This is a genomic window from Methanoregula sp. (assembly GCF_035543475.1).
Lineage (GTDB): Archaea > Halobacteriota > Methanomicrobia > Methanomicrobiales > Methanospirillaceae > Methanoregula.
Genome location: NZ_DATKKA010000001.1, coordinates 21558 through 43870, shown reverse-complemented (window position 1 = coordinate 43870; position 22313 = coordinate 21558). Strand labels below are relative to the sequence as shown.

20 protein-coding genes are annotated in these 22313 nt (G+C 57.9%); 12 read left to right on the top strand and 8 right to left on the bottom strand.

What is annotated here, in order from left to right:
* Window positions 1-136 precede the first annotated feature (136 nt).
* The 5 genes from VMS83_RS00190 to VMS83_RS00170 all read left to right on the top strand — a co-directional run bounded on the left by VMS83_RS00190 (window position 137) and on the right by VMS83_RS00170 (window position 6733).
* Window positions 137-2266 carry a DNA topoisomerase subunit B gene (locus VMS83_RS00190; protein ID WP_325408728.1) on the top strand — a complete coding sequence of 710 codons (2130 nt, stop codon included), beginning with the start codon at window positions 137-139 and terminating at the stop codon, window positions 2264-2266.
* Window positions 2256-4757 carry a DNA gyrase subunit A gene (gene gyrA, locus VMS83_RS00185; protein WP_325408727.1) on the top strand — a complete coding sequence of 834 codons (2502 nt, stop codon included), beginning with the start codon at window positions 2256-2258 and terminating at the stop codon, window positions 4755-4757. Before VMS83_RS00190 ends, gyrA begins: the two co-directional genes overlap by 11 nt.
* 81 nt (window positions 4758-4838) lie before the next feature.
* Window positions 4839-5363: a hypothetical protein gene (locus VMS83_RS00180; protein ID WP_325408726.1), complete on the top strand. Its 525-nt coding sequence runs from the start codon at window positions 4839-4841 to the stop codon at window positions 5361-5363.
* Between the two features lie 33 nt (window positions 5364-5396).
* The gene (locus VMS83_RS00175) at window positions 5397-5813 is read left to right on the top strand and encodes a secondary thiamine-phosphate synthase enzyme YjbQ (RefSeq protein ID WP_325408725.1); all 417 of its coding nucleotides are present in this window, start codon (window positions 5397-5399) and stop codon (window positions 5811-5813) included.
* Window positions 5814-5926: 113 nt separating this feature from the next.
* Window positions 5927-6733, top strand: a complete 807-nt coding sequence (locus tag VMS83_RS00170) for an epoxyqueuosine reductase (protein ID WP_325408724.1) — start codon at window positions 5927-5929, stop codon at window positions 6731-6733.
* Window positions 6734-6762: 29 nt separating this feature from the next.
* On the opposite strand, the gene VMS83_RS00165 is transcribed toward VMS83_RS00170, so the two are convergent.
* Window positions 6763-7686, bottom strand: coding sequence for a DUF475 domain-containing protein (locus VMS83_RS00165; RefSeq protein ID WP_325408723.1), 924 nt, complete (start codon window positions 7684-7686; stop codon window positions 6763-6765).
* A gap of 154 nt (window positions 7687-7840) precedes the next feature.
* Here VMS83_RS00165 and VMS83_RS00160 point away from each other — a divergent pair, with 154 nt between their 5' ends.
* The 7 genes from VMS83_RS00160 to VMS83_RS00130 all read left to right on the top strand — a co-directional run bounded on the left by VMS83_RS00160 (window position 7841) and on the right by VMS83_RS00130 (window position 14680).
* A complete protein-coding gene (locus VMS83_RS00160; RefSeq protein ID WP_325408722.1) occupies window positions 7841-8323 on the top strand; it encodes a YkgJ family cysteine cluster protein in 483 nt (160 codons plus the stop codon).
* Between the two features lie 354 nt (window positions 8324-8677).
* Window positions 8678-9454, top strand: a complete 777-nt coding sequence (locus VMS83_RS00155) for a hypothetical protein (RefSeq protein ID WP_325408721.1) — start codon at window positions 8678-8680, stop codon at window positions 9452-9454.
* Window positions 9451-10323 carry an ATP-grasp domain-containing protein gene (locus tag VMS83_RS00150; RefSeq protein WP_325408720.1) on the top strand — a complete coding sequence of 291 codons (873 nt, stop codon included), beginning with the start codon at window positions 9451-9453 and terminating at the stop codon, window positions 10321-10323. Before VMS83_RS00155 ends, VMS83_RS00150 begins: the two co-directional genes overlap by 4 nt.
* 6 nt (window positions 10324-10329) lie before the next feature.
* Window positions 10330-10824, top strand: coding sequence for a YkgJ family cysteine cluster protein (locus VMS83_RS00145; protein WP_325408719.1), 495 nt, complete (start codon window positions 10330-10332; stop codon window positions 10822-10824).
* Window positions 10821-11933, top strand: a complete 1113-nt coding sequence (locus VMS83_RS00140) for a glutamate-cysteine ligase family protein (protein ID WP_325408718.1) — start codon at window positions 10821-10823, stop codon at window positions 11931-11933. Before VMS83_RS00145 ends, VMS83_RS00140 begins: the two co-directional genes overlap by 4 nt.
* A gap of 92 nt (window positions 11934-12025) precedes the next feature.
* Window positions 12026-14098: an acetate--CoA ligase family protein gene (locus tag VMS83_RS00135; protein WP_325408717.1), complete on the top strand. Its 2073-nt coding sequence runs from the start codon at window positions 12026-12028 to the stop codon at window positions 14096-14098.
* 84 nt (window positions 14099-14182) lie between these two features.
* Window positions 14183-14680, top strand: a complete 498-nt coding sequence (locus VMS83_RS00130; RefSeq protein WP_325408716.1) for a hypothetical protein — start codon at window positions 14183-14185, stop codon at window positions 14678-14680.
* 1689 nt (window positions 14681-16369) lie between these two features.
* On the opposite strand, the gene VMS83_RS00125 is transcribed toward VMS83_RS00130, so the two are convergent.
* The 7 genes from VMS83_RS00125 to VMS83_RS00095 all read right to left on the bottom strand — a co-directional run bounded on the left by VMS83_RS00125 (window position 16370) and on the right by VMS83_RS00095 (window position 22297).
* Window positions 16370-16777 carry a hypothetical protein gene (locus tag VMS83_RS00125; RefSeq protein WP_325408715.1) on the bottom strand — a complete coding sequence of 136 codons (408 nt, stop codon included), beginning with the start codon at window positions 16775-16777 and terminating at the stop codon, window positions 16370-16372.
* Between the two features lie 90 nt (window positions 16778-16867).
* Window positions 16868-18547 carry a PAS domain S-box protein gene (locus VMS83_RS00120; protein WP_325408714.1) on the bottom strand — a complete coding sequence of 560 codons (1680 nt, stop codon included), beginning with the start codon at window positions 18545-18547 and terminating at the stop codon, window positions 16868-16870.
* A 146-nt stretch (window positions 18548-18693) separates the two neighbouring features.
* Entirely contained in the window at window positions 18694-19233 is a 540-nt protein-coding gene (locus VMS83_RS00115) for a hypothetical protein (protein ID WP_325408713.1), read from the bottom strand.
* Between the two features lie 37 nt (window positions 19234-19270).
* Entirely contained in the window at window positions 19271-19615 is a 345-nt protein-coding gene (locus VMS83_RS00110) for a helix-turn-helix transcriptional regulator (protein ID WP_325408712.1), read from the bottom strand.
* A 23-nt stretch (window positions 19616-19638) separates the two neighbouring features.
* Window positions 19639-19875, bottom strand: a complete 237-nt coding sequence (locus VMS83_RS00105) for an LSM domain-containing protein (protein ID WP_325408711.1) — start codon at window positions 19873-19875, stop codon at window positions 19639-19641.
* A gap of 101 nt (window positions 19876-19976) precedes the next feature.
* Window positions 19977-21074 carry a fructose-1,6-bisphosphate aldolase/phosphatase gene (gene fbp, locus VMS83_RS00100; protein WP_325408710.1) on the bottom strand — a complete coding sequence of 366 codons (1098 nt, stop codon included), beginning with the start codon at window positions 21072-21074 and terminating at the stop codon, window positions 19977-19979.
* A gap of 83 nt (window positions 21075-21157) precedes the next feature.
* Complete coding sequence (locus VMS83_RS00095) at window positions 21158-22297, bottom strand: class II fructose-bisphosphate aldolase (protein WP_325408709.1); 1140 nt, start codon at window positions 22295-22297, stop codon at window positions 21158-21160.
* Between the last annotated feature and the right edge of the window lie 16 nt (window positions 22298-22313).

The window sequence follows — 22313 nt, the reverse complement described above, 5'->3', positions numbered from 1 at the left end:
TTAAGAAGTCAGGTTTTTTTATGCCGGAATTTCACGCCGGATCTTCGGGATGAACAGGATTTTAATGTCGGAAAACCAATAATAATTGTGATAATCTCAGGGAATTTTTTATTGATTTTTACGAGGGAGGTTTTCCTTGACTGATACTTACGATGCATCCCACATCACGGTACTTGAAGGGCTCCAGCCGGTACGCGAGCGCCCCGCCATGTATATCGGGAGTACTGATACCCGGGGGCTCCACCACCTTGTGTATGAAGTCGTCGACAATTCCATCGATGAGGCGTTGGCCGGGTTCTGCAACCGTATCAGCGTTGTCATCAACAAAGACGGGTCGCTCTCGGTGGAAGATAACGGCCGCGGTATCCCGGTCGACACGATGGAGAAGAACCACAAGAGTGCCCTCGAAGTCGTCCTGACCGTACTCCATGCAGGCGGAAAATTCGACAAGGAGACCTACCAGGTCTCAGGCGGTCTCCACGGCGTCGGCGTCTCTGTCGTGAACGCCCTCTCGAACTGGCTCTCCGCCCGGGTGTACCGGGACGGCAATATCTACGAGATGCGGTTCTCGCAGGGAAAAACCACGTCGCCCCTCACGACCCGGGTAGAGACCCTTGCCGAACTTCTCGCACGGTACCAGCAGTGGTATGGCGAACCGGCACCGTTTGTCCGGGCCTCACCGGTATTGGCCGCCTCATCTTCCGGTGCTGTCACGGGCCAGGTTCCTGTTACAACACCCGGCACCATTACCGGTCAGCTCGATCTTACGACCGCCACCAATTATCCTCCCGGCAATGAACAGGAAGACCGGGCATCGCTTTTGGCGACCCTCGGCAACAAGCTGACCGGAACCCGGATCCACTTCGTTCCTGATGCTTCAATCTTCGAGACCACGACGTTCGATTATGACGTCCTTTCCCACCGGCTCCGGGAACTTGCGTTCCTCAATGCCGGCCTCACCATTATCATCACCGATGAACGGACCGGCGACTCGGCCACGTATTGTTACGCGGGCGGGCTTTCTGAGTTCGTGAAATACTTAAATGAGGGCAATGAAGTCCTTCACCCGAATCCTATCTACATCACCAAAAAAGACGCCGAAAACAAGCTCGACCTCGAAGTCGCGATGCAGTACACGACCGGGTACGACGAGAAACTCTATACCTATGTCAACTCGGTCAACACCCGTGAGGGTGGCACCCATCTCGAAGGGTTCCGGAGCGCCATTACACGGGGCATCAATGTGGTCGCGAAGAGGAACGGCATCATCAAGGAGAATGCCCAGATAACGCTCAGGGGCGAGGATGTCCGCGAAGGCCTGACCTCGGTCGTCTCGGTCAAGATGGCCAACCCCCAGTTCGAAGGCCAGACCAAGATGCGCCTCGGGAACAGCAGCGTGAAAGGCATTGTCGACTCGCTCGTTTATGCTGCACTTACCGAGTACTTCGATGAGAACCCGAACGTTCTGAAGATCATCATCGAGAAGGCACTCTCGGCAGCAAAGGCCCGTGAAGCCGCGAGGAACGCCCGCGAACTCGCACGGCGCAAGAGCTCGCTCGAATCTGCCGGCCTGCCCGGGAAGCTCTCGGACTGTTCCGAGCGCGACCCCGCAAAAAGCGAGATCTATATCGTAGAAGGGGACTCTGCCGGCGGCAGCGCCAAGCAGGGCCGTGACCGGAAGTTCCAGGCAATCCTCCCGCTCCGGGGCAAGATCCTCAACGTGGAAAAAGCCGGCGAGCACCAGATCCTGAAAAACGCCGAGATCCAGACACTGATTAACGCTATTGGCACCGGGATCGGGGAGAAGTTCGATCCCGAGCGGGCCCGGTACCACCGCATCGTCATCATGACTGATGCCGATGTCGACGGGGCGCATATCCGGACGCTCCTCCTCACGTTCTTCTACCGGTACATGAGAAAACTCATCGAGCTCGGGTACGTATACATCGCCCAGCCTCCTCTCTTCCGCGTCTCGAAAGGAAAGGAGGAAAAATACGTGTACAAAGAGGCCGAGATGCAGAAGGTCTCCGCCGCCATGGGAGAAAAGGGTGTCTCCATCCAGCGGTACAAGGGTCTTGGTGAGATGAACGCCCAGCAGCTCTGGGACACGACCATGGACCCCGAAAACCGGATCTTCCTCAAGGTCTCGATCGAGGACGCGTACGAAGCGGACGAGATGTTCAAGACCCTGATGGGCAAGGACGTGGAGATACGGAAAAATTTCATCATGCGCCATGCAAAGGAGGTGACGAACCTTGACATCTGAAGTCCCGCCAGCAGGCACCCCCGAGACCCACAAGACAGAACCGATCAGCATCGAGCAGGAGATGAAGACATCGTTCATCAACTACGCGATGTCGGTCATCATCCAGCGTGCCATTCCCGATGTCCGTGACGGTCTCAAACCGGTCCACCGCCGATCGCTGTACGCGATGTGGGACATGGGCAACACGAGCGACAAGCCCACGAAAAAGAGCGCGAGGGTGGTTGGTGACGTGATGGGTAAGTACCACCCGCACGGTGATGCATCCATCTACGACACCATTGTCAAGATGGCCCAGCCGTTTTCCTACCGGCACCCGCTCGTGCAGGGGCAGGGAAACTTCGGTTCCGTGGACGGGGATGCAGCAGCAGCGAGCAGGTACACTGAAGTACGGCTCTTCCCCTATGCCGAGGCGCTCCTTGAGGATCTCGATAAGGAGACGGTGGAATTTGTCCCCAACTACGATGAGTCGTTGAAGGAGCCGACAGTACTTCCCTCGAAGATCCCGAACCTTCTCGTCAACGGAACGGATGGGATCGCGGTCGGGATGGCGACGAAGATGCCGCCGCACAACCTCCGCGAGGTCTGTGCAGCGGTCAACCGGTTCCTTGATGAACCAACCGTCCCGGTAGAAGAACTCATGAAGATCATGCCGGGCCCGGACTTCCCGACCGGCGGCATCATGATGGGTATCGAGGGCGTGAAGAACATCTACCAGACCGGGCAGGGCAGGATCGTGGTCCGGGGTGTGGCTGAGATCGAGGAGACTGATGGTGGAAACCGGGGCGACCGGATCATTGTTTCCGAGCTCCCGTACCAGGTCAACAAGGCCCAGTGGATCACGGCCATCGCCGATATGGTCAAGGATAAGAAACTCGATGGGATCAGCGACATCCGTGACGAGTCTGACAAGGACGGGATCCGCGTCGTCTTCGAGCTCCGCAAGGGCACGATCTCGGCAGTCATCCTCAACAACCTGTACCGGTTTACCGCGCTTGAGTCCAGTTTCTCGGCATATAACCTCGCGATTGTGGACGGCACTCCGAAGCTCCTCAGCCTGCCTGCCCTCCTTGGGAACTTTGTGCACCACCGCATCGAAGTCATCCGGCGCAGGTCAGAGTTCGATCTCAACAAGTGCCAGGAGCGGGTCCACATCTTAAACGGCCTCCTTGCCGCTCTTGCAAGCATCGATAAGATCATCGCAGCGATCCGCGGTTCTGACACCGTGGACAACGCACGGCTTGCGCTCATCTCCGGGTTCGGGCTCGATGAACTCCAGGCAAACGCAATCCTCCAGATGCAGCTCCGCAGGCTCGCGGCGCTTGAGCAGCAGAAGATTACGGACGAGAAGGCCGGGCTCGAGGCCGAGATCACGAGGCTCAAAACAATCCTCGCAAGCGAGGAGAACATCAAGGACGAGATCCGGCGCGAGACCTCCGAGATCGCGCTTAAGTTCGGCGATGCGAGAAGAACGGAGATCGCGCTCGACTCAAGCGAACTCTCTACCGAGGATCTGATCGAGGACAAGATGGTGCTCGTCTCGATCACCAAGACCAACTACATCAAAAGGATGGATCTCGACACTTACCGGAAGCAGAAGCGGGGCGGTCACGGAATCACCGGTATGACCACAAAAGAGGACGACGTGGTAAGCTCGGTCTTCGCGGCCGGGATGAAGGACTTCCTTCTCTGCTTCACGAACATTGGCCGGGTGTACTGGCTGAAGGTGTACTCCATCCCCGAGAGCTCGCGGGTGGCCAAAGGCAAGCCGATTGTCAACCTCCTGAACCTGAAAGACGAGGTTGTCACGACCGTCATCCCGATCCGGGAGTTCCGGCCCGACCGGTACCTGCTCTTTGCGACAAAGCTGGGGCAGGTAATCAAGATCCCGCAGTCCGAGTTTGCCAACCCGCGGTCTACCGGGACAAACGCCATCCGGCTCAGGGAGGAGGACCAGCTCGTGGACGTCATCGCCACGGACAACACCAAGGAGGTTGTCCTCTCGACCCGTTTCGGGTACGGTCTCCGGTTCCACGAGGACACCGTACGGATCGTCGGCCGGGGTGCGTCAGGTGTCATCGGGATACGCTTACGGGAGAAGGCTGACACCGTCTGTGCCCTTACGGTTGTGGACAAGGACCACACCCTCCTCACAGTCTCCGATGTAGGGTTTGGCAAGCGGACCGAATTCGATGATTTCCGCGGCCACGGCCGGGCCACGATGGGTGTCAGGATCATGGTCCTCGAGCGCGAGGCCGTGGTGATCGAGTCGCGGGCCGTTGCCAATACCGACGAGATCTTTGTGATGACGGCCTCAGGTGTCGTCATCCGGACACCGGTCAGCGATATCCGTATCATTGGCCGGGGAACCAAGGGTGTCAAGGTCATGCGCCTTGGCGAAAACGACAAGGTCATCGGGGTTGCGATCGTGAATCCGGAATCCAGTGTCGATGAAGACAAGGATCCTCTGGCCTCCCCCCCGCCGGCCCCGTAATTTTTTCCTGCCGGTTGTTCCGAACCTTATCAGAACCTTTTTTAATCTCTCTTTTCCAAGCATGGTTGACGGAATGATCTCTTGACTCCCCGGCATCGCGACCATGGCATTACGGAATTCTACACCATCGTCCTGATCATCGTGCTGATCTGCATAGGCGTTGCTCTTATCCTGTCCGTTTCCAGCGGGTTTGTTACCGTGGTTCTCCAGAAACCTCCGGTCTTTGCCGTTCAGGCAAAAGCATCCTCACCCCTTCCCGGTAAAAGTGTTATCACCCTGTATCACCTGGAAGGTGACCCGATTGCCCTGGTTAACCAGTCCGCAACAGGCTCGTCTGCAGGAGTTTTTTTTACCCTCGAATCCCCCGATGGCGTAAAAGTTGCGGTACATCCCTCCCCGGGGATGGGCACAAACCTGTGGACCGAAGGAGGGACGGCGACGATTTATTACGACGGTTCCCGCTTCTGGGTCGCCGATAACCTTACGTCCCTGATCGCAAAGAACGGGTCCGGCGGAATCACCGATATACCGTCAGGGATCTGGATCATTTACATTACGGACCAGCAGACGCAGGTTGTCGTCAACTCACTGGCGGTGACGGTCTGATCAGACCCATTTGTCAAAAAGACGGTGATTCTCATGTTCCGGAAGATCATCAGCATATCAACACACAGCGAAGGAGAGATTGTTGACCTGACCGGGCAGGTAACTGCGGTAATCCATGAGAGCGGGGTACGGGAAGGTCTGGTCCATCTTTTCGTCCGGCACTCGACGGCCGCACTGACCACGATCGAGCATGAACCGGGCGTCCTTGCGGATCTGTCACGGGCCTTGTCCGTACTTGCCCCAGATCGTGAAGAATATGCCCATAACACGAGATGGGGTGACGGTAACGGGCGATCGCACGTGAAGGCGGCACTGGTCGGCCCGTCGCTGACCGTGCCGGTGACGGGCGGAGCCCTGGGCTGCGGCACGTGGCAGCAGATCGTGCTCCTGGAACTGGACGTGAATGCCGGCCGGGAGCGGCAGGTCGTGTGCACGGTGACCGGAGACTGATACCCGGGGAACCCCTGCGTGAACCTCTTTTCGGGAAGAACGTTTCCGATCACCAGGGCTCGCTGCTGCCGCAGGAAAAACCCTCTTTACCTTTCCCATGCAACACGTATTCCATGAGCTCGATCCTCCGGCGTCAGATCCTCAGGAAATGCACCAGCATGGATGTTCCCCTTGTCGGATTTGCGCCGGCCGATCGATGGAATCACCCGCCGTTTGAACCCTGGGTCCCGGAACCGTTCCGGCCTGCCGCCATCTTTCCCGGAACAAAGACAGTGATCGTGCTCGGGTTTCCGATCAGCCTGCCGATCCTGGACACTGCCCCGTCCATCTGGTACCACGAGCTGTACCACGTGGTCAATGAGATGCTTGATTCCTGCGGCTACCGGCTTGCGCTGTTTTTAACCGGGAAGGGTTATCCCTCGGTCTGGGTGCCCCGTGACGGGTACGGATCGATTGACGTCCTCAAAGAGAAGCCTGTTGCCTTCTTCTCGCACCGGCACGCGGCCTTCTGTGCCGGTCTTGGGAACTTCGGGGAGAATAATATGCTCCTCACCCCGCACTACGGCCCGCGGGCCCGGTTTGTCTCCATCCTCACCACTGCCGAGATCCCCGGCGACCCTCTTATTGAGGAACCACTCTGCACTCACTGCCGGCGGTGCACCACGATCTGTCCGGTCTCGGCGATCGGCGGAGGAGAGTACCCGGAGAACCTTACCGATAAGCATGCCTGTGCTGTCCGTGCCGGAACCCTCAAAGAGCGGTATCTCTCCCCCTGCGGCTGTTGCATCAGGGTCTGCCCGGTAGGGGATGACCGGCATCGGTATAACCGGGAGGATATGCGGATGTATGATGACAACAGTCCCCTGTCCGGACCGTACCGCAGCATCCGGGACCATGTCCGTTCCTACGGTTCCCGGTAAACCTTTCCAGGCCCGGTTTTATCCGGCGTTCATGACGTACTTTCAGGCGGTCCCGCACGGATGGACATAAAAAGGAAGTACCCGACAATGGCAAACGTGATGACCGGGGATACGTACGCCGGGATCTCTGCCCCGAAACTGTCGAGGAGCATAATCACGCCAAGGCAGAAGATCGAGTACATGGCCCCGTTCTTGAGATACCGGTAATTCCGGATGTTCTCCGCGTTCCTGACCGTGAGTTCCCGGACTATCAGTGCCCCGATCCCGTTTCCGATGATGATGAGCGGGACCGACAGGGTAAAGGCAAACGCTCCCGTTACCCCGTCAATGGAGAACGTGGCATCGATGATCTCAAGGTAGAAGAGCTTGCTGATATCGGACAGGTCTCCTGTGACCATCTTCTTTTCCTGCTCCTCAGCGCTCTGGCGGAAACCGTGGACAATAAAGAATGCGGAGGACCCGATCACTGCCCCAAACGCCATCAGCGGATTTCTCCCAAGGGCAAGCCAGACAATCGCTGCCAGAAGGATCGAGACCACGGCGAAGAACCAGACCCCTTTCGTGGCGATATAGCGTTCGCCCCGGATCCCGAACTCTTTTTTTTCCAGAAAGAGCCAGTGGAAGAAGAGGAAGACCAGGAACGTGCCTCCGCCAACGAGAAGGACGGGGGCAGCCTCTGCTACCGCGGCGATGACCGCGGGATCGCTTGAAAATGTTGCCGTAAGTGCCCCGACCGGCCCCAGTGAAGGTGCCGAGGCCCAGACGATCAGCCAGGGCAGCATGCCCCGGATGACAAAGACGGCAAAGAGAAGACCCCAGACCAGGAACCAGCGCTTCGCCCTCTCCGACATGGTCGAGAGCACCTCGGCGTTGATGATGGCATTATCGATGCTTGTGATGGTCTCAAAGAGACAGAGCCCGGCGATGGTTAAGAGGATCGAGAGGATCTCCATGCAACAGTATCCATTTGGCGCCACACCGGTATTAATCTTGGCAGACCCCCGAAGGTTCCCCCAAAACAACCGTGCAGGTCATCGGGCATGACCCGGCGTTACCGCTGTTATTAAAGCGCCGCATGGCGCAATCCGGTATACAGCAGGTCTGGATATGGTCTTCGACTGCCAGCAGTGTGGGGAGTGCTGCAGCCACCTTGGTCTGGTGCACAGTATCACCGCGGATCACGGGAACTACGAGTTTGTCGTTTTCAACCGGTACACCAACGAGTCTGACGTGGTTGTGGTGGACCCGGACAAGCATGCCCTCTATGACGACCGGAGCATTTTTCTTGAACTGCCCGAGGCCTGCCCCTTCTTCCGGCACCAGCCCGGATCGGAAAAGGCATTCTGTACCGTGCACCTCACCCGCCCCGAAATCTGCCGGGACTACGGCTGCTGGCGACTCCTGATCATCTCCCGGACCGGCCGCCGGGCGGGCAGGATCATGTTCTCCCGGTTCCTCTGTTCGGAGGATCCGCTGGTGAGCCGGATTTTCGAAGAATGCATTGATCCGGTACAGGAACCCGACGATGCAAAATGGGATGACCTCGTCATCAGGGTGCTGATGGAACGGGGGTACACGGTAAAAAAATAGGTCTGCTGCCGCGCCCGGGCGCATACCGCTCTCAACAATATGAACCATACTCATATTTGCGGGGTGGATCACCAAAAGATACATTACAGGGCCTCTGCTTATAGAAGAAAAGAGAAGAAAACCCGGCGCTTGAGCCGGATTAGTGTTGACCATGACCGTTTGTGTCAGCAACGATGACGATGATGAAGAGGATAAACGGGTTGCGTTCTCTCCTCTTTTTATGGTAAAACGCTGTGCCATTCCTGCAGCGATCAGGGTTTGTGAACTGTCTTTTCTCCGGGCTGCTCCTGCTGTACCGGAACTACCCGGCCCCCGGGGAAGATCAGCGGGGATTACCTGCGGGCTGATCTGCCGATGAACGATAGGCTGGACGCTTCAGCAGGGAGCGGATCCCTTCCTGAACCCGGGGACACCCCACTCTCCGGCCCGATTGCCCGGTCCGCCCTGAGAAAGCGGGCAGGGATGCCCGATGCCCCGGCGCAGGTTCATCCCCGGAAGGATCGCCCGATGGTCCGGGACTCGCTTGCGGTGATCCGGAGGGATCATGTCAGCCATGTGGTGGCGGAGGATTATTCGTACAAGTCCGAGGCCTATTACACCATCCTTGCCCGGGAACAGGCGGGCGAACCGATCCGGCCTTCCAGCCGCGACGTGCTCGATGCCTTTGTCGTGCCGGTCTGCCTCGAGCGGGCGGAGCGGGCCGGTATCCCGGTGGTCGAATGGGGGATCTCCCAGGCCTATGTTCCCCTGCCGGCCATCCTGTATGGTATCAACTACTTTGCCACGGCAACCGATTATGCCGTGGTCCGGGATGCTGATCAGGCAAAGGACGTGATCAAGCACATCACCAACAAGGGCAAGTACCCCTTCTGCTACCAGAAGATCGAGGACGAGGCTGCGATCAGCACCTGCACGGCGGTCTTTGGCAGGACCACGGGGAGCTGCGCACCGATCGCCGGCTACGCGGAGAAACTTTATGAGATCTTTTCTCTCCCCCTCGTCAACATGGTCTTTGTGCGGACCGGCGAAAAGTTTGCCCTCTCCTCCCTCGCCCCCACGCGGTACACGCGCCTCTCCCCGGGCGAGCGGGCCTTCCTTGCCGCATACCGGGATCACCAGGAGTTCCTATGAGCCGCCTTGGCATCTTCGTGGACCGGAAAACCCTCTCCAACGCGGAGCAGCTGACGGCCCTTATCCACTGCCGGGACGTGGCGGAAGCAATGGGGCACAACGCTGAGTTCCTCTTCCCGGTGGACATCAGCAAGATCCCGAGGATGGACGCGCTCTTCATCCGTGCCCGCACCGATCCCAAGAACATCACCTACGTGGCGGCACGGATGGCGGAGTTCCATTGTATTCCCGTGATCGATGACGCGAATTCCATCCAGGTCTGCGGGGACAAGGTCAACATGTACTCCCACCTGCTCAACAGGAAGGTTGCCCTCCCCAGAACCGTGTTCCTCTCCAAAAACGATCTTTCCGTCGAACGGGTCACGGAACTCTTCGACACACTGGGAACGCCGCTCATCATTAAGGAGCCGTCGACCTCGTTCTCGCTCCGGGTGGAGAAGGTTGCCGATATTGCGGAATTCTTCCGGGTAGCCCGCCGTTTCATCAAGTTGTCGGACCGGATCGTAGTCCAGCAGTACGTGGAGAGCACGTACGACTGGCGGGTGGGGGTCTTGGGCGGGAAACTCCTGTACGCCTGCAAGTACACGATCCCCTCGGTGACGTTTAAGATCCAGGCCTCGGTGAACGGCCATATTGTGTACTGCGGGGTGGAGAGCATGCCGGAAGCCTCCGTCCCGCCCCACGTGGTGCAGCTCGGGATCGATGCGGCCCATGCCATCGGGAACGGGCTGTATGGTGTGGATATCAAGAACAACAATGGCGATGCCTGCGTGATCGAGGTAAACGACAACCCGTCGCTGGAGAGCGGCGAGGATGCCTGCTACCCGCGGATCTACGAACAGATCATCAGCCACCTTTTTGCAGCGTGATCAGCCATGACGGAGAACTGGCTGCTTCGTGCTGAGGCTATCTGCATGGCCTGCGGGGGACACTGCTGCGATGAGGCACATCCCCCCATTACCCGGGACCGGTACCAGTCCCTGATCGCTGCCGGTATCCCGGACACCTGCTTCGAACACGAGGGATACCTCCGGCTCCGCGCCCGGCCCGATGGCACCTGTATCCTCATGAAGGAACAGAAGTGTACCTGCCATGCGGTCAAGCCCGAGACCTGCCGGGCCGGGCCGTTCACGTTCGATGTGGAAGGTGAACGGATCCGGATCTTCTTAAAACATGCCTCCATCTGTCCCCTCGTCCCGCTCCTCAAAGAAGAACCTGCTGCATTCCGCCTGCAGTACGAACGGGCTGCAGAAAATATTGTGCACCTCGTTACCGGCCTGTCGGGCACAGAGATTGAGGCGATCAACCGGATCGAAGAGCCGGAGACGGAACTGGTTGCAGAACTTCCATGGGGGCAGCGGTTCTTATGACGGTCGGGACAGAGCACGAGTATTCGATCAACGACCCGCACTTTACGGCGCTTCCGGTCTCCGACCAGATCCTGAAATCGATCAGCGGACGGTTTGAAAGCGAGATCCGTTTCGGCGAGGTGAACCTGGGAAAGGAACTCCAGAAGACCGTGCTTGAATTTGTCCCGCGGACCCCGGCGGCCGGCCCGGCGGCGCTGGAGGCCATGCTTCTTTCGGGTATCGCCAAATTCTACCGCGTCTTTCCTGACCAGTACCACCTCCTCGGGCTGGGGATGCACCCTGCCCTTACCCTGGACCGGGCCGTTGTCTGGGACCATGACGAGGGAGAATACTACCGGACCTACGACCGTCTCTTCAATATCCGGCAGCACGGGTGGCTGAACATCCAGGCACTCCAGATCAATCTCTCCTATGCCGGGGAAAAAGACCTGCTTCGGCAGTACAACCGGATCCGCAGCCTCCTCCCGTACTTCATCGCCCTTGCGGCCTCGTCGCCCATGGTCGAGGGCCGCCTGACCGGGACCATGGACAACCGCCTGGTCTATTACCGGGAGAACCAGAAGGAGATCCCGGGGATCTGTAACGGGATCATCCCGCCCCGGCTCCGGTCCGTCAGAGAGTACCGGACAGCGCAGGAAGAGATCTACGCACAGCTCCGGGCACGGGACGCCGGGATCCTCTGCGAGGAATGGCTCAATTCGAGCGGGCTTATTATCCGGTTCTCCCGGGGCTGCCTGGAGATCAAGGCGCTGGATGAGCAGGAATGCGTTCGTTCCGATATGGCCTTTGTCGCATTTGTTTCCTCCCTCCTCCGCTGCCCGGCGCTCCCGGTGGAGACCGATCAGGATGCCCTGCTTGCCCTTACTGAGGCTGCGATCGGGAAGGGTACTGCCGGTCTCCGGGAGGAACTGGAGGCACTCTACCGGCACGCATGGCAGGAGGCAACCGCCGAAGAGCGACAGTACCTGCCGGTCATCCGGCACCGGATTGACCATGGCAGCCTCGCCGAGCAGATGGCCGGGCAGTTCCGGGAGGAGCAGGCAACCGGACCGGTCCTAGCCGGGATGGCCCGGTGCCTCAGGCAGAACAAGCCATACGGGATGAGATAAGATCCCGCCCCTTTTTGGGAGTATCCTCACATCAGGGACAATCCTCTTTTACCCTGCCCCGGCAATACTTTCCTTAAACGGAGACCTGCTCTATGACACGCACCCTGCTCTCGGAAGCGGAAGGTTACGAACTGCTGAAACACTACGGGATCCCGGTACCCCGGTTTGCGGTCGTCACCACCGCGGATGAGGCAGAGAAGGCAGCAGCAGGGATGGATTTTCCGCTCGTGGCAAAGATCCTCTCACCGCAGGTTGTCCACAAGAGCGATGCGGGAGGTGTGGTCACCGGGATCACGTCAGCCCCAGCCGCACCGGCAGCATTCCGTACCATTGTGCAGAATGTAAAAGCAGCGTACCCTGACGCGGAGATCCGGGGGATTATTCTCGAAGCGCAGCAGGACCCCGGCCTGGAACTGATCATCGGCGGGAAGACCGACCCGGCGTTTGGGAAGGTCATTACGATCGGCATGGGAGGAACGCTTGTGGAACTGATCCGCGACGTGGCCATCCATCTCCTCCCCGCGAGCGATGAAGCGATCCGCTCCCTGGTCCTCGGCCTGCGGGGATATCCCCTGATCGCTGGTTTCCGGAACACCCCGCCCCGGGACGAAGCAGCACTCCTTGCAGTCGCCGGGGCGCTCGGGCGGATGTTCCTCGAGCACCCGGAGATCGAGGAGTTCGATATCAACCCGGTGATCCTGTATAAGAAGGGTGCCTGTGCGGTGGATGCCCGGATATACACAAGCGATCTCCCGGTAACGTCCCGGGAAGACCCGGCCGATGCGGTGCCACGGGACAGCCTGTTCCGGATCGGATCGGTGGCCGTCGTCGGTGCTTCCCAGAACCCGGACAAGGTCGGGTATGCCATCTGCCGGAACATGCTCGCCTTCCCCGGCGCCTTATACCCGGTCAACCCCGGCAATGCAGCGATCCTGGGGAGGACTGCCTACCCGTCGCTCTCTGCCATCCCGGGACCGGTAGATGCAGCGGTTATTGCGATCCCGGCAGCCGGCGTTCCGGCGATCGTCGAGGAGGCGGGCAAGAAGAAGATCCCGCTTGCGATCATCGTCTCCTCGGGCTTCCGGGAGACCGGGCCGGCAGGAAAGGCACTGGAAGACCAGGTGATCGCCGCTGCACGGAAGTACGGTATCCGGGTGATGGGCCCCAACTGCCTGGGCTTCATGCTCCCGGCGCAGGGCATCAACACCACCTTCGATCCTGTCTCTCCCCGGACCGGTTCCATTGCGTTTGTCTCGCAGAGCGGGGCAATCATAACCACGATCGTTGACTGGAGCCTGCCCGAAGAGATCGGGTTCTCCGCGGTCATCTCGGTGGGAAACCAGCTCGATCTTACGTTCGAGGACTTCGTTGCCTGGACGGGCGCCGATCCGGCAACGAACGCCATCATCCTGTATGTCGAGGAGATCCGCAACGGGCGGCGTTTCCTGGACGTGGTCCGCCGGATCACCCCCACCAAGCCCGTGATCGTGATCAAATCCGGTTCATCCGCGATCGGGCAGAAAGCCGCCTCGTCGCACACCGGCTCCCTCGCCGGCAGTGCGGAGGTGTACCTCGCGGCGTTCCGGCAGGCGGGGATGATCCCGGTCCGCTCGATCCGGGAGGCGTTCCAGGCTGCAGAACTCCTCGCGTCCGAAGGCTACCCCACCGGTACCCGGGCCGTGGTCATCTCCAATGCGGGCGGGTTTGCGGTGCTCTCATCGGATTATGCCGAACGGTTCGGGATCGAGCTCGTGCACTTCCCGGATGACCTTGTCCGTGAACTGGACGCGGTCCTTCCCCCGGCATGGAACCGGGCCAATCCCATGGACATGGTCGGCGATTCCCACCCGGACCAGTACGCAAAGACCTTTGATATCCTGATCCGGCACCAGGACCTCTGGGACATCGCGTTTGTGATCGCGGTCCCGACCGCGATCTCGAACCCCATCCGGGTAGCAAACGAGCTGATCCGGTTCTCGACCCACACGAACAAGATGATCGTGGGCTGCATGATTGGCGGGGATTCCATGAAGACCCCGCAAAGAATCCTCCGGGAGGCAAAGATCCCCAACTTCCCCGACCTCGAGGATGCCTTCCGCGCCGTGGGAAACATCTGCCGGTACACCTGCCGGAATGCAAACGGGCATCCCGGGTGCCCGAAATAATCTCGTCCCTGAACGGCCGGGCTTTCTCTCCCGTAACTCCAGCCATCCTATTATCATATATACCGGAGGGGATCATGTTCACGCATGAACCTCCGACTGTTCCTCGTTCCCGTCCTTCTCCTGGTGCTGGGGCTGTGTGTTGCCGGCTGCACCCAGCCGGATACCACCCCGGCAGTGCCTGCTACGCCCACCGTGATTCCCGTTACCGCCGTTACCGCAGCCGCGGCCACCCTGCCCCCGGATTCCGCCACACCGGAGCCGACAGGGGTCCTTCCCTCCTACTGGAGCGTGAACGTGCAGGCCTATAGCAACGGCATGGCCATCAACCCGGAGATCATCATCGCTTTCCGGGGCGGGCAGGGCATGAACCTCGTCCCGCAGATCAAGCTCAAGGTAACGCGGTCGGATGGTGTTGTCGAGACCGGGGAGATGGACGAACCGTTCTCTATGGGCCAGAGTGTTACCTTTGCCGCAACCACCGGTTACCAGGACCGGGCCGAGGCCTGGGCGATCACACCGCAGGGAGATGCGGTCAAGATCCTTGACCAGTATGTGCCGTTCCGGTCCTATAATACCGGATAACGGGTCTTGTGAAAAGCCGGGGAACATCTTTCTTTTTTTTAATTTCCTGCCGGGTAATCGATCCTTTTCCGGAATCTTTTCGCTCTTGACCCGGGCGTTTCCGAAAACTGTGAGTCTGGATGCTATCATGGGGGTCCCCTTCTGTTTTTGCGAGGACCCCCATTGGGATAAAGGGGGTACCTTTGATCTGCGAATGTTGAAAGGGACTCCCCCTTAGGGTCCAATCAAGGGGGTCCCGCTTATCATTGAGGAAAGGGGAAGCCCCGATCCCCTCTCACCTGAAGGTTCAGTGGAAATACAGGTTTTTAAACTGGAACTGGTAAAGGGACTCCCGCTTTATGCTGAGCAAAGCGGGTCCCGGTTATTTTTTTGCAGAGACCCCCATGGGGGGTAGAGGGGACCCACGATTTTTTCGAAGGGGTGCCAGTTTTTTCAGAATTAACCGTTCGCGATCCGATCATTTTTGGAAATCTTCCGCTGCCTGATCGATCATTTTTAGAAATTGCCGGCCCGTGATGCGATCTTTTTTACAAATCTTCAGGTCGTGACCCGATCTTTTTTTGAAATCCTTCGCACCCTGGCCGGACTTTTTTACCGAACTGGCGTACGGTTTGGCATGGCTCCGCCGGAGAATGTGATAATTATTCGTGGGTCAGGGCGTTTTTCCGCAAAACCGTATCGATCATTTTCAAAAATCTTCAACTATTGAGTCGTTCATTTTCCGGAATCCTCCGCTGTCTGATCGATCATTTTTAGAAATTGCCGGCCCGTGATCCGATCATTTTCAGAAATCCTCAGCAGCGTGATCGATCTTTTTTTGGAATTGCCAGCTCCTGAACTGATCTTTTCCGGAAAAGTGCGGGTGGCCGTACGGAGCTGCCGGATGGGGAAACGGATCCAGAGCATGGGGGCTGTCGCCCCCTACCCCCACGAGAGAAGAGGGGGTAGAATCGCGAATGAGATAATTTCAGTATTCTGCCTAAAAAAAGCCCGTAAAACCGTCCGATTCCAAGGGGAACTTTTTTGAGCCTTTATTGCGCGTTATTCGTGAAAATAAACCCAAATTGAGGCCCATATAATGCGCATAAACGGTCCATAAAGCCATTCCGGCAGCCTCTTTTTCCGGGATTGAACAAACACCCGTCCGGGCCCAGGATCGGGCCTTAGAATCGCGATACGTGAACGCTATATTTTGTCCGATTGCAAAAATACGGCTGATTTGGGCTTATTTATAAACGGAGCCCGATACGGGCTCCGATGGTCTCCCGAAAAGGGTCATCCGGGCTCAATTCGGGCCCGGAATAGGGTAGGTCGGATCGGGTGGATTGGGGGGGTTATGCCTGCATCACCTTCGATGTAGGATACCCTGTGGCGGGTGAGAGATATTCAAATGCATGGGGCAAAAATGTCGAAGATGCCAGCGTACGGAATCCCTTCAAGATTTTTTCCGGGCTTTGGGGCAGAGCGATGTCCAACGCGCAAAACGCCTCGCCGGGTTTTGCGCTACGCACTTACCGGGATCCGGATTTTGATCAAGGCACTTGTCCGGTTGTTCCCCCTAGCGAGACGGGTGTGGCTGTGCCACCCGTCGAGCGCGAGGGGGCGGAGGGGGCGCATGCTCGCACAGTAATATCTCGGCTCATCAGTTTAGATCTATAAGTTCATTTAAAAAGTCACAGCTAAAAAAAATCATTGTAACTGTAAACTATTTTCAGGCATATAATCAAAAATGAGGGAAATAACCAAGGAGATAGAAAATACTGTTAATGCGGTACTTGCTCCAAAAAGGACGGTGTTTGTAACCATGGTTGTAAGTGAACCATAACTAACAAAATAGGAGAAAAGACATGCAAATAGACTAAATGATGATGCTAGACTTATTTTCAATATAGATTTTGATTTCGATTCCTTGAAATTTGGATTTATTCCCATAGCCGCAAATGCTACGGCAATTATTGCTAAATTTATCGTTATATATGCGTTTAGGATATTCCGTATACCATCGATAGGTGGCGTTTCGACAATTATGGCGCCTATCATGAATATGATTACGGCAATGAAATATGTCTCGATCCATCGCTTTGAAGGAAAGCTCATGTGGGTTATTGTCTTAATGTCAAATGATTAACTTTGTCATTGTATATTTATCACAATTTGCCGTGTATTCTTTTCCCCAAACCTCATCCCTCACAACGTAATCTTCTTCAAGATCTGCCCGTTCTTGAAGATCGTGATCCCTCCCCCGCTCTGCGAGACCACGATGCCCACGGCCCGGGTCACGCTCGTGATGGCGGCAACCGAGTTGTGCCGGGTGCCCATCCCCTTGGGGAGGGTCACCTTGCTTGAGTCCACCGTGATGTAGCGTCCTGATGCCTCGATGAACCCGTCGCCCGAGACCACAAATGCCCCGTCGAGCTGGGCAAACTCCTTGATGTTCTCCTTGAGGTCGGAGTTGGTGACCATGCGCATCTCGGGGACATGGCCCTCGAATGCATTGAGCATGATCTGGCGGGACTTTGCGAGCACGTTTTTCGTATCCCCGATGAGGAAGGTTGTTCCAACCGGTTTTCCTTCCCTGCCCTCGATCGAGATCTCGGTGCAGATGTGGAAGACGGAATCAAAGACCTCTTCCCGCACATCGGTATCGGCTACGACCTGGTCTTTCCAGGTATCGGTGCTGATCCGCACTTCGCCGGTCCGTTTGCGGTCGGTGATGTCATGGCCGATGCAGAGCACCTCTACGATATGGCCCTGCGAATCGCGGATTGCCTTGTTGATCCATGCAATCCAGACAATGTCCCCGTTCCGCCGGATATTCTCGCTCACGTTGATCGCGTACCCCTCGGCATTGAACCCGAGGTCGTTTGCCATCATCGAGAGGTCGTGGCCGCCCCGGTTCTTCTCGGGAGCAATGGTCCCGACCACGTTCTTCCCGAGAAGGCCGGCCTCGGGATAATCAAAGAACGCCGCCGCATAGGTGTTGACATACGTAATGGTGCCCTGCATGTCCATCCGGACGATGATGCTCTGGGTGTTCTGCATCATCTCGCGGTACTTTGCCTCGCTCTCCTTGAGGGCATCGCGCATCTTCTTTTTGTCGGAGATATCGGTGACCACTACGGTGCCGCCTTTCTTTGCATCGAGCGGGTCGAGGAACCGGGCCTGGAGGGTGCAGGCAAGGATGCTCCCGCCCGGGCGGACGAGTTCGCAGTCGGCACAACCGTTCCCGAGCACGTCCCGGTGGATCTGGAGGTCCCGGCAGACCTGCCCGTATTCCTCGTCGCTCACAAAGAGCGAGCGCACCGGTTTTCCCACGATGGCAGATTCCGGGACACCCAGGAGTGCCGCAAGCGGGTGGTTGACCCATTCGATCGTCTCGTTGCGCATCTGGAAGATGCCCAGCGGTGTTGCCGAGAGGATCGCGGTCAGCTGGTCGTTCTGGAGCTTGATGTCCCGCTCCGATTTCTTGCGCAGCGCCGCCTGCTTGATGAGGGTGACCAGATCCGCTGCCGGTGACCGCAGATCGGCTGCACGGGGGAGAGCGATCTCGGAGCCGTTGCTGACCTCTACAAAAGCAACCCGGCTCTCGCCCTTCCGGTGGAAGAGGATGACCGGCGTAGGGTTGCCCATGGAACGCAAATAGCGCAAAAAGCCGATGCCATCCATGTCCGGTACAAACTCGATCCCGTTGACCGGTGAGATGTCCTCGTAACAGACAATGACATCGTAGGTCCGGCTCTTGAGCTTCTCGATCGCCTGCTTGGTGGAGGCAACTATCTCCGGCCTCATCTCCCCGGTCTTTTCAAGGACCGGGCGGAACTGGGCGAGGAATTCGGTATTATCGTCAACAAACAGGACAGAGATCATCGGGTACCCGCGGGACCCGGATTTTCACCGGGGGTGTATACTTATGAGATGGATGGTGGAGAAATAAATAGTTGACTTTCGCGGGGGGAAATTGCCGATATGGCGCAATTTATGGCCGGAATACCCGGGGACTCCCCGTCCGGGCATTATTTCCGGGTATCTTCGTCCTGCCCGGTTTCCCCTTCCGGCCCATCATCGGAATTGTCCAATTCGGTCTCCCCGGTCTCGAATGTTCCGTACATGAGCCAGAACCCGGTAACCACGATCACCGGGATGCCGACCGGGACCGAAGAGCCGTGACTGTTGGCAAGGGCAGGGCCGTACTCCACGATCACCGCGGCAAAAAACAGGATCCCGCAGAGCACCGTGAGCACCCCGGCAGGGAAGACAAGGTTAGACTGATGCCGGAACGCAGCGACGGCAAGGGTTATCGCCGCAGCAACAAGAAGGAGCGCCCCGAGAATCCAGACAATGGTCGAATACGCACTCGCTCCCTTCAAAATACCGCCAGTCACATAGTGGAGGTCCTTGTGGATCAGGATCAGGCTGTTGCCCATGGAGCTCTGCTGGTACCGGAAAAGCGCCCACTGCACGCCCTGGGCCAGGTTGTCACCGATCACATAGATGTTGAGGGGGATGCACAGGAGCAGGCACTCGCAGATCAGCGGCAGGGTCAGGCGGGTCATGAAAGAGAAAAGGAGGTATTACCGAAAAAAAATCTGTTCACTTGTTGCTGCTCCCGACAATGGCAAGCTGGTACATCCAGTCCATCAGGGGATGGCACTCTTCCACAACGCATTCAAGGTCGCAGGCAATGCAGGGGATGAGCTCATCGCCGGCGAGCAGGTTTTCCGGGTGGACCGGCTGTCTTTTTGCCTTGAGAAGGTAGGTCTTGATGCCTTCTTTCTTGAACTCCACCCGGTCGATAAGGCCGCTGTCTTCGAGTTTTTTGACGATCCGGGAGCACTTCCGGCTGTCCACCCCGAGTTCCTTCCAGAGCTCGCTCTGGAGGACGCCCTCAGGATGCGACTGGATCAGGGTGAGTGCTTCGTCTTCAGGTTCAGGCATTGCTGGTACTCGCTCCTTTTCCTTTACAGGACCGGGGCAATGGTAAGAATATTGTTGCCCCGGATGACGACCGTGCCCAGGCTTCTCCCGCGCTCGTTGTTGACAAACTCGATCGTCTCGTCCATGTGGATATTGAGGTACTCGTCGACTGCGATAAGCCGGCCCTGCAGCTTGCGCCCCTCATCCTTGATCTCGACCAGGATCTTGGAATCCACGAGGGCAAATACTTTCTTTATCGGCAAAACAATTCCGTTAACCATCTGTGCTGATTTGGGCCGTAAGATAATTAAAGTTTGCGCGGGGTAAAAAGGAGGAGCGTATGCCGGCATGGAACACGGCTATTATCGCCGGCCCTGTGCCCTTATTTCTCCAGGGGCTCCCACCGTTTTTCCAGCGCCTTCTCCACCGCCGGCAGGGTTGTGTACTCCATCTCCGAGAGAGAGAGCCGGTGGGGCTCGAAGGGCCCCTGTGCCCGGATGGTGTCGGCCAGTTCGTTGCACCGTGCCCGTACCCGGTCAAACCCGGGGTCGTCGAACATGTCCGCGGGGCCGATCAGCTTGCCGTCAGTGACCTGGAACCCGAAGCAGACCACCCGGGGAGGGCCGTCGAAGCGGGTGCAGTTGGCATCGCAGAGGCCGACCGGCATGAACGGCCCGTGGTGTGACCCGCGCATCCAGCCGGCCACGAGCACCGGGATGGTGAAAGGCTCCAGCACCTCGCCTACTGCCGGAAGACCGCTCTGGGCCCGGACGATCATGACGGGGTCGTCCTTGCCCACGTACCGCCCGGCCATCATGTTGAGGCGCTGGGTGCTTGTCGAGGCTGCGATAGTCCCGTCCTTTTTGAATACATGCTTGATCACGTAGCGTGACGGCGCCCCGATGTAGGCAAGCAGGCTGTAACTCTCCTCCGGGCAGGAGAAAGAGATCTTCCGTTTCCCGACAAGGTCATGGACCTCGAAGACAAACCCAGCGGTAAGGGAGGGATCGATCACAAGGCCTGCGGTATTGAAGGGATCGGCAAAGATCTTGTACAGGTAGAAGTTCCACGCGCCGGGCTCGGTCTTGTCTGCCGCAAAGATAAGGACGGGATCGGATCCCCGCTCCTCGAATTCCATCTCGGCGACGCCCGGGCCCATGCCCCGGACGTTCCCGCAGAAAGCATCGGCGAGCATGTCCTGTCCTGCCCCGTACAGCCTGAGCTCCTTTGCCACCTTCGTGCATGCGAGGAAGACGTTCCATGCGAGTTTGTGGATTGCTTCGCTGTCGACCCCCTCGCGGTGGGTCATGACCAGTTCGAGATCATCCCCGCAGTGGGTGACAAAGGAATCGACGAGGAGCTTCCCCCGCTCGGCTTTCAGCATCTGTGCTGCCGTTTCGAGCAGCTTGGGATGGGTGCGGGAGTGGCCGGGGAAACTTCCCACATCCGCCTTAATAATGGAGATCGTGGTCCGTGGCATACGTGTTCACATCTATCTGATCACACGGGGATCCTAAAAATGGTTGGGGGAGAAGGAGACTAAAACAATCTGCAAAAAAAGAATCAGTGCAGGGACTTACGGATAGCCGATGCGGTGCCATAGGCGCTGAACGCCTTAAAGAATACCAGGCTTTCTGCATAGGCCATCGCCTGCATTGCCTTGTTCGTGGCATCGTCAACCGCGTAGATCTCCTTGTAAAACTCTTTTATCGCCATCTTGCAGTTGCCGTCAACGATCTGCCGGTCCTTCTTGCCCGGGTTTGCGGGCCGGTACTTCTCCAGCGTCCAGTCCACGATGCTCTTGTAGAGATCGGGCTCGTAGATCTTCAGGACCCCGAATGCTACGTCCTGCCAGAAGGTCCCGACATTTCCCTTGATGATGTCCCCCTTGGGGAAGTGCAGGTTGATGAGGTCACGCGGGGTGCCGGTGATACCATGCTGGGCGATCCCGACGTTCAGGTGGTTGTCGCGGAGCGCCCGGGCAATCTCCTTTGTGCGGTTGATATCGATCGAGAGCTGTTCCACCACGTTGCCGTTCGCATCGTACGCATGGCCGTGCGAGCTGCCGTTTGCGATCGCGATCACGTGAGGGTATACGTCGTTCTCATTGAGGGCCCTGATGAACCCGACCGCCTCTTCGGGCCGGGTCAGGATCAGGCCTTCGGTATCCTTTCTCCCGATCTCGCCTACCTCCACCTCAAGGCCGAACTCCTTTCCCTTCATCTGCTGCCGGATGTAGCGGGCGAGATCGGTGGTGACCGCGATGTTCTCGGCCAGTTCCTCGCGAACGGTCTTTCCCTCGAAGTTGAAGAGGTGCGAGGCATCGATGGCAAAGGAGGTGTAGCCGGCCTTCACCTGTGCATCGATCAGCTCCTTTGTCCCGGCGATCTCTGCGGCATCACCCTTCTTGATGGTGATGTGATCGGCGTGCAGCGCCCAGATGTCGCAGCCTGCCGCCGCTGCTGCAGCCCGCATCTTCTCGCCAAAGACCTGCGGGGTCATCCCGGTGTAGCCACCCTTGAGATCGGATTCGGACCGGGCCAGTTCCATGAAGACCGCGGAGTCGGTGTCTTTTGCTGCCCTGAAAATTCCCTCGGCAACGGTGGCGATGCGGACGTTTGCTGCCATGACAATGGCTTTCTTTCCTGCAATCCCCGAAAGGATCGTTGACCCCGGGATTGGATCGTACCTGTGTGCTCTCATCGTTTTGCTCCTTACC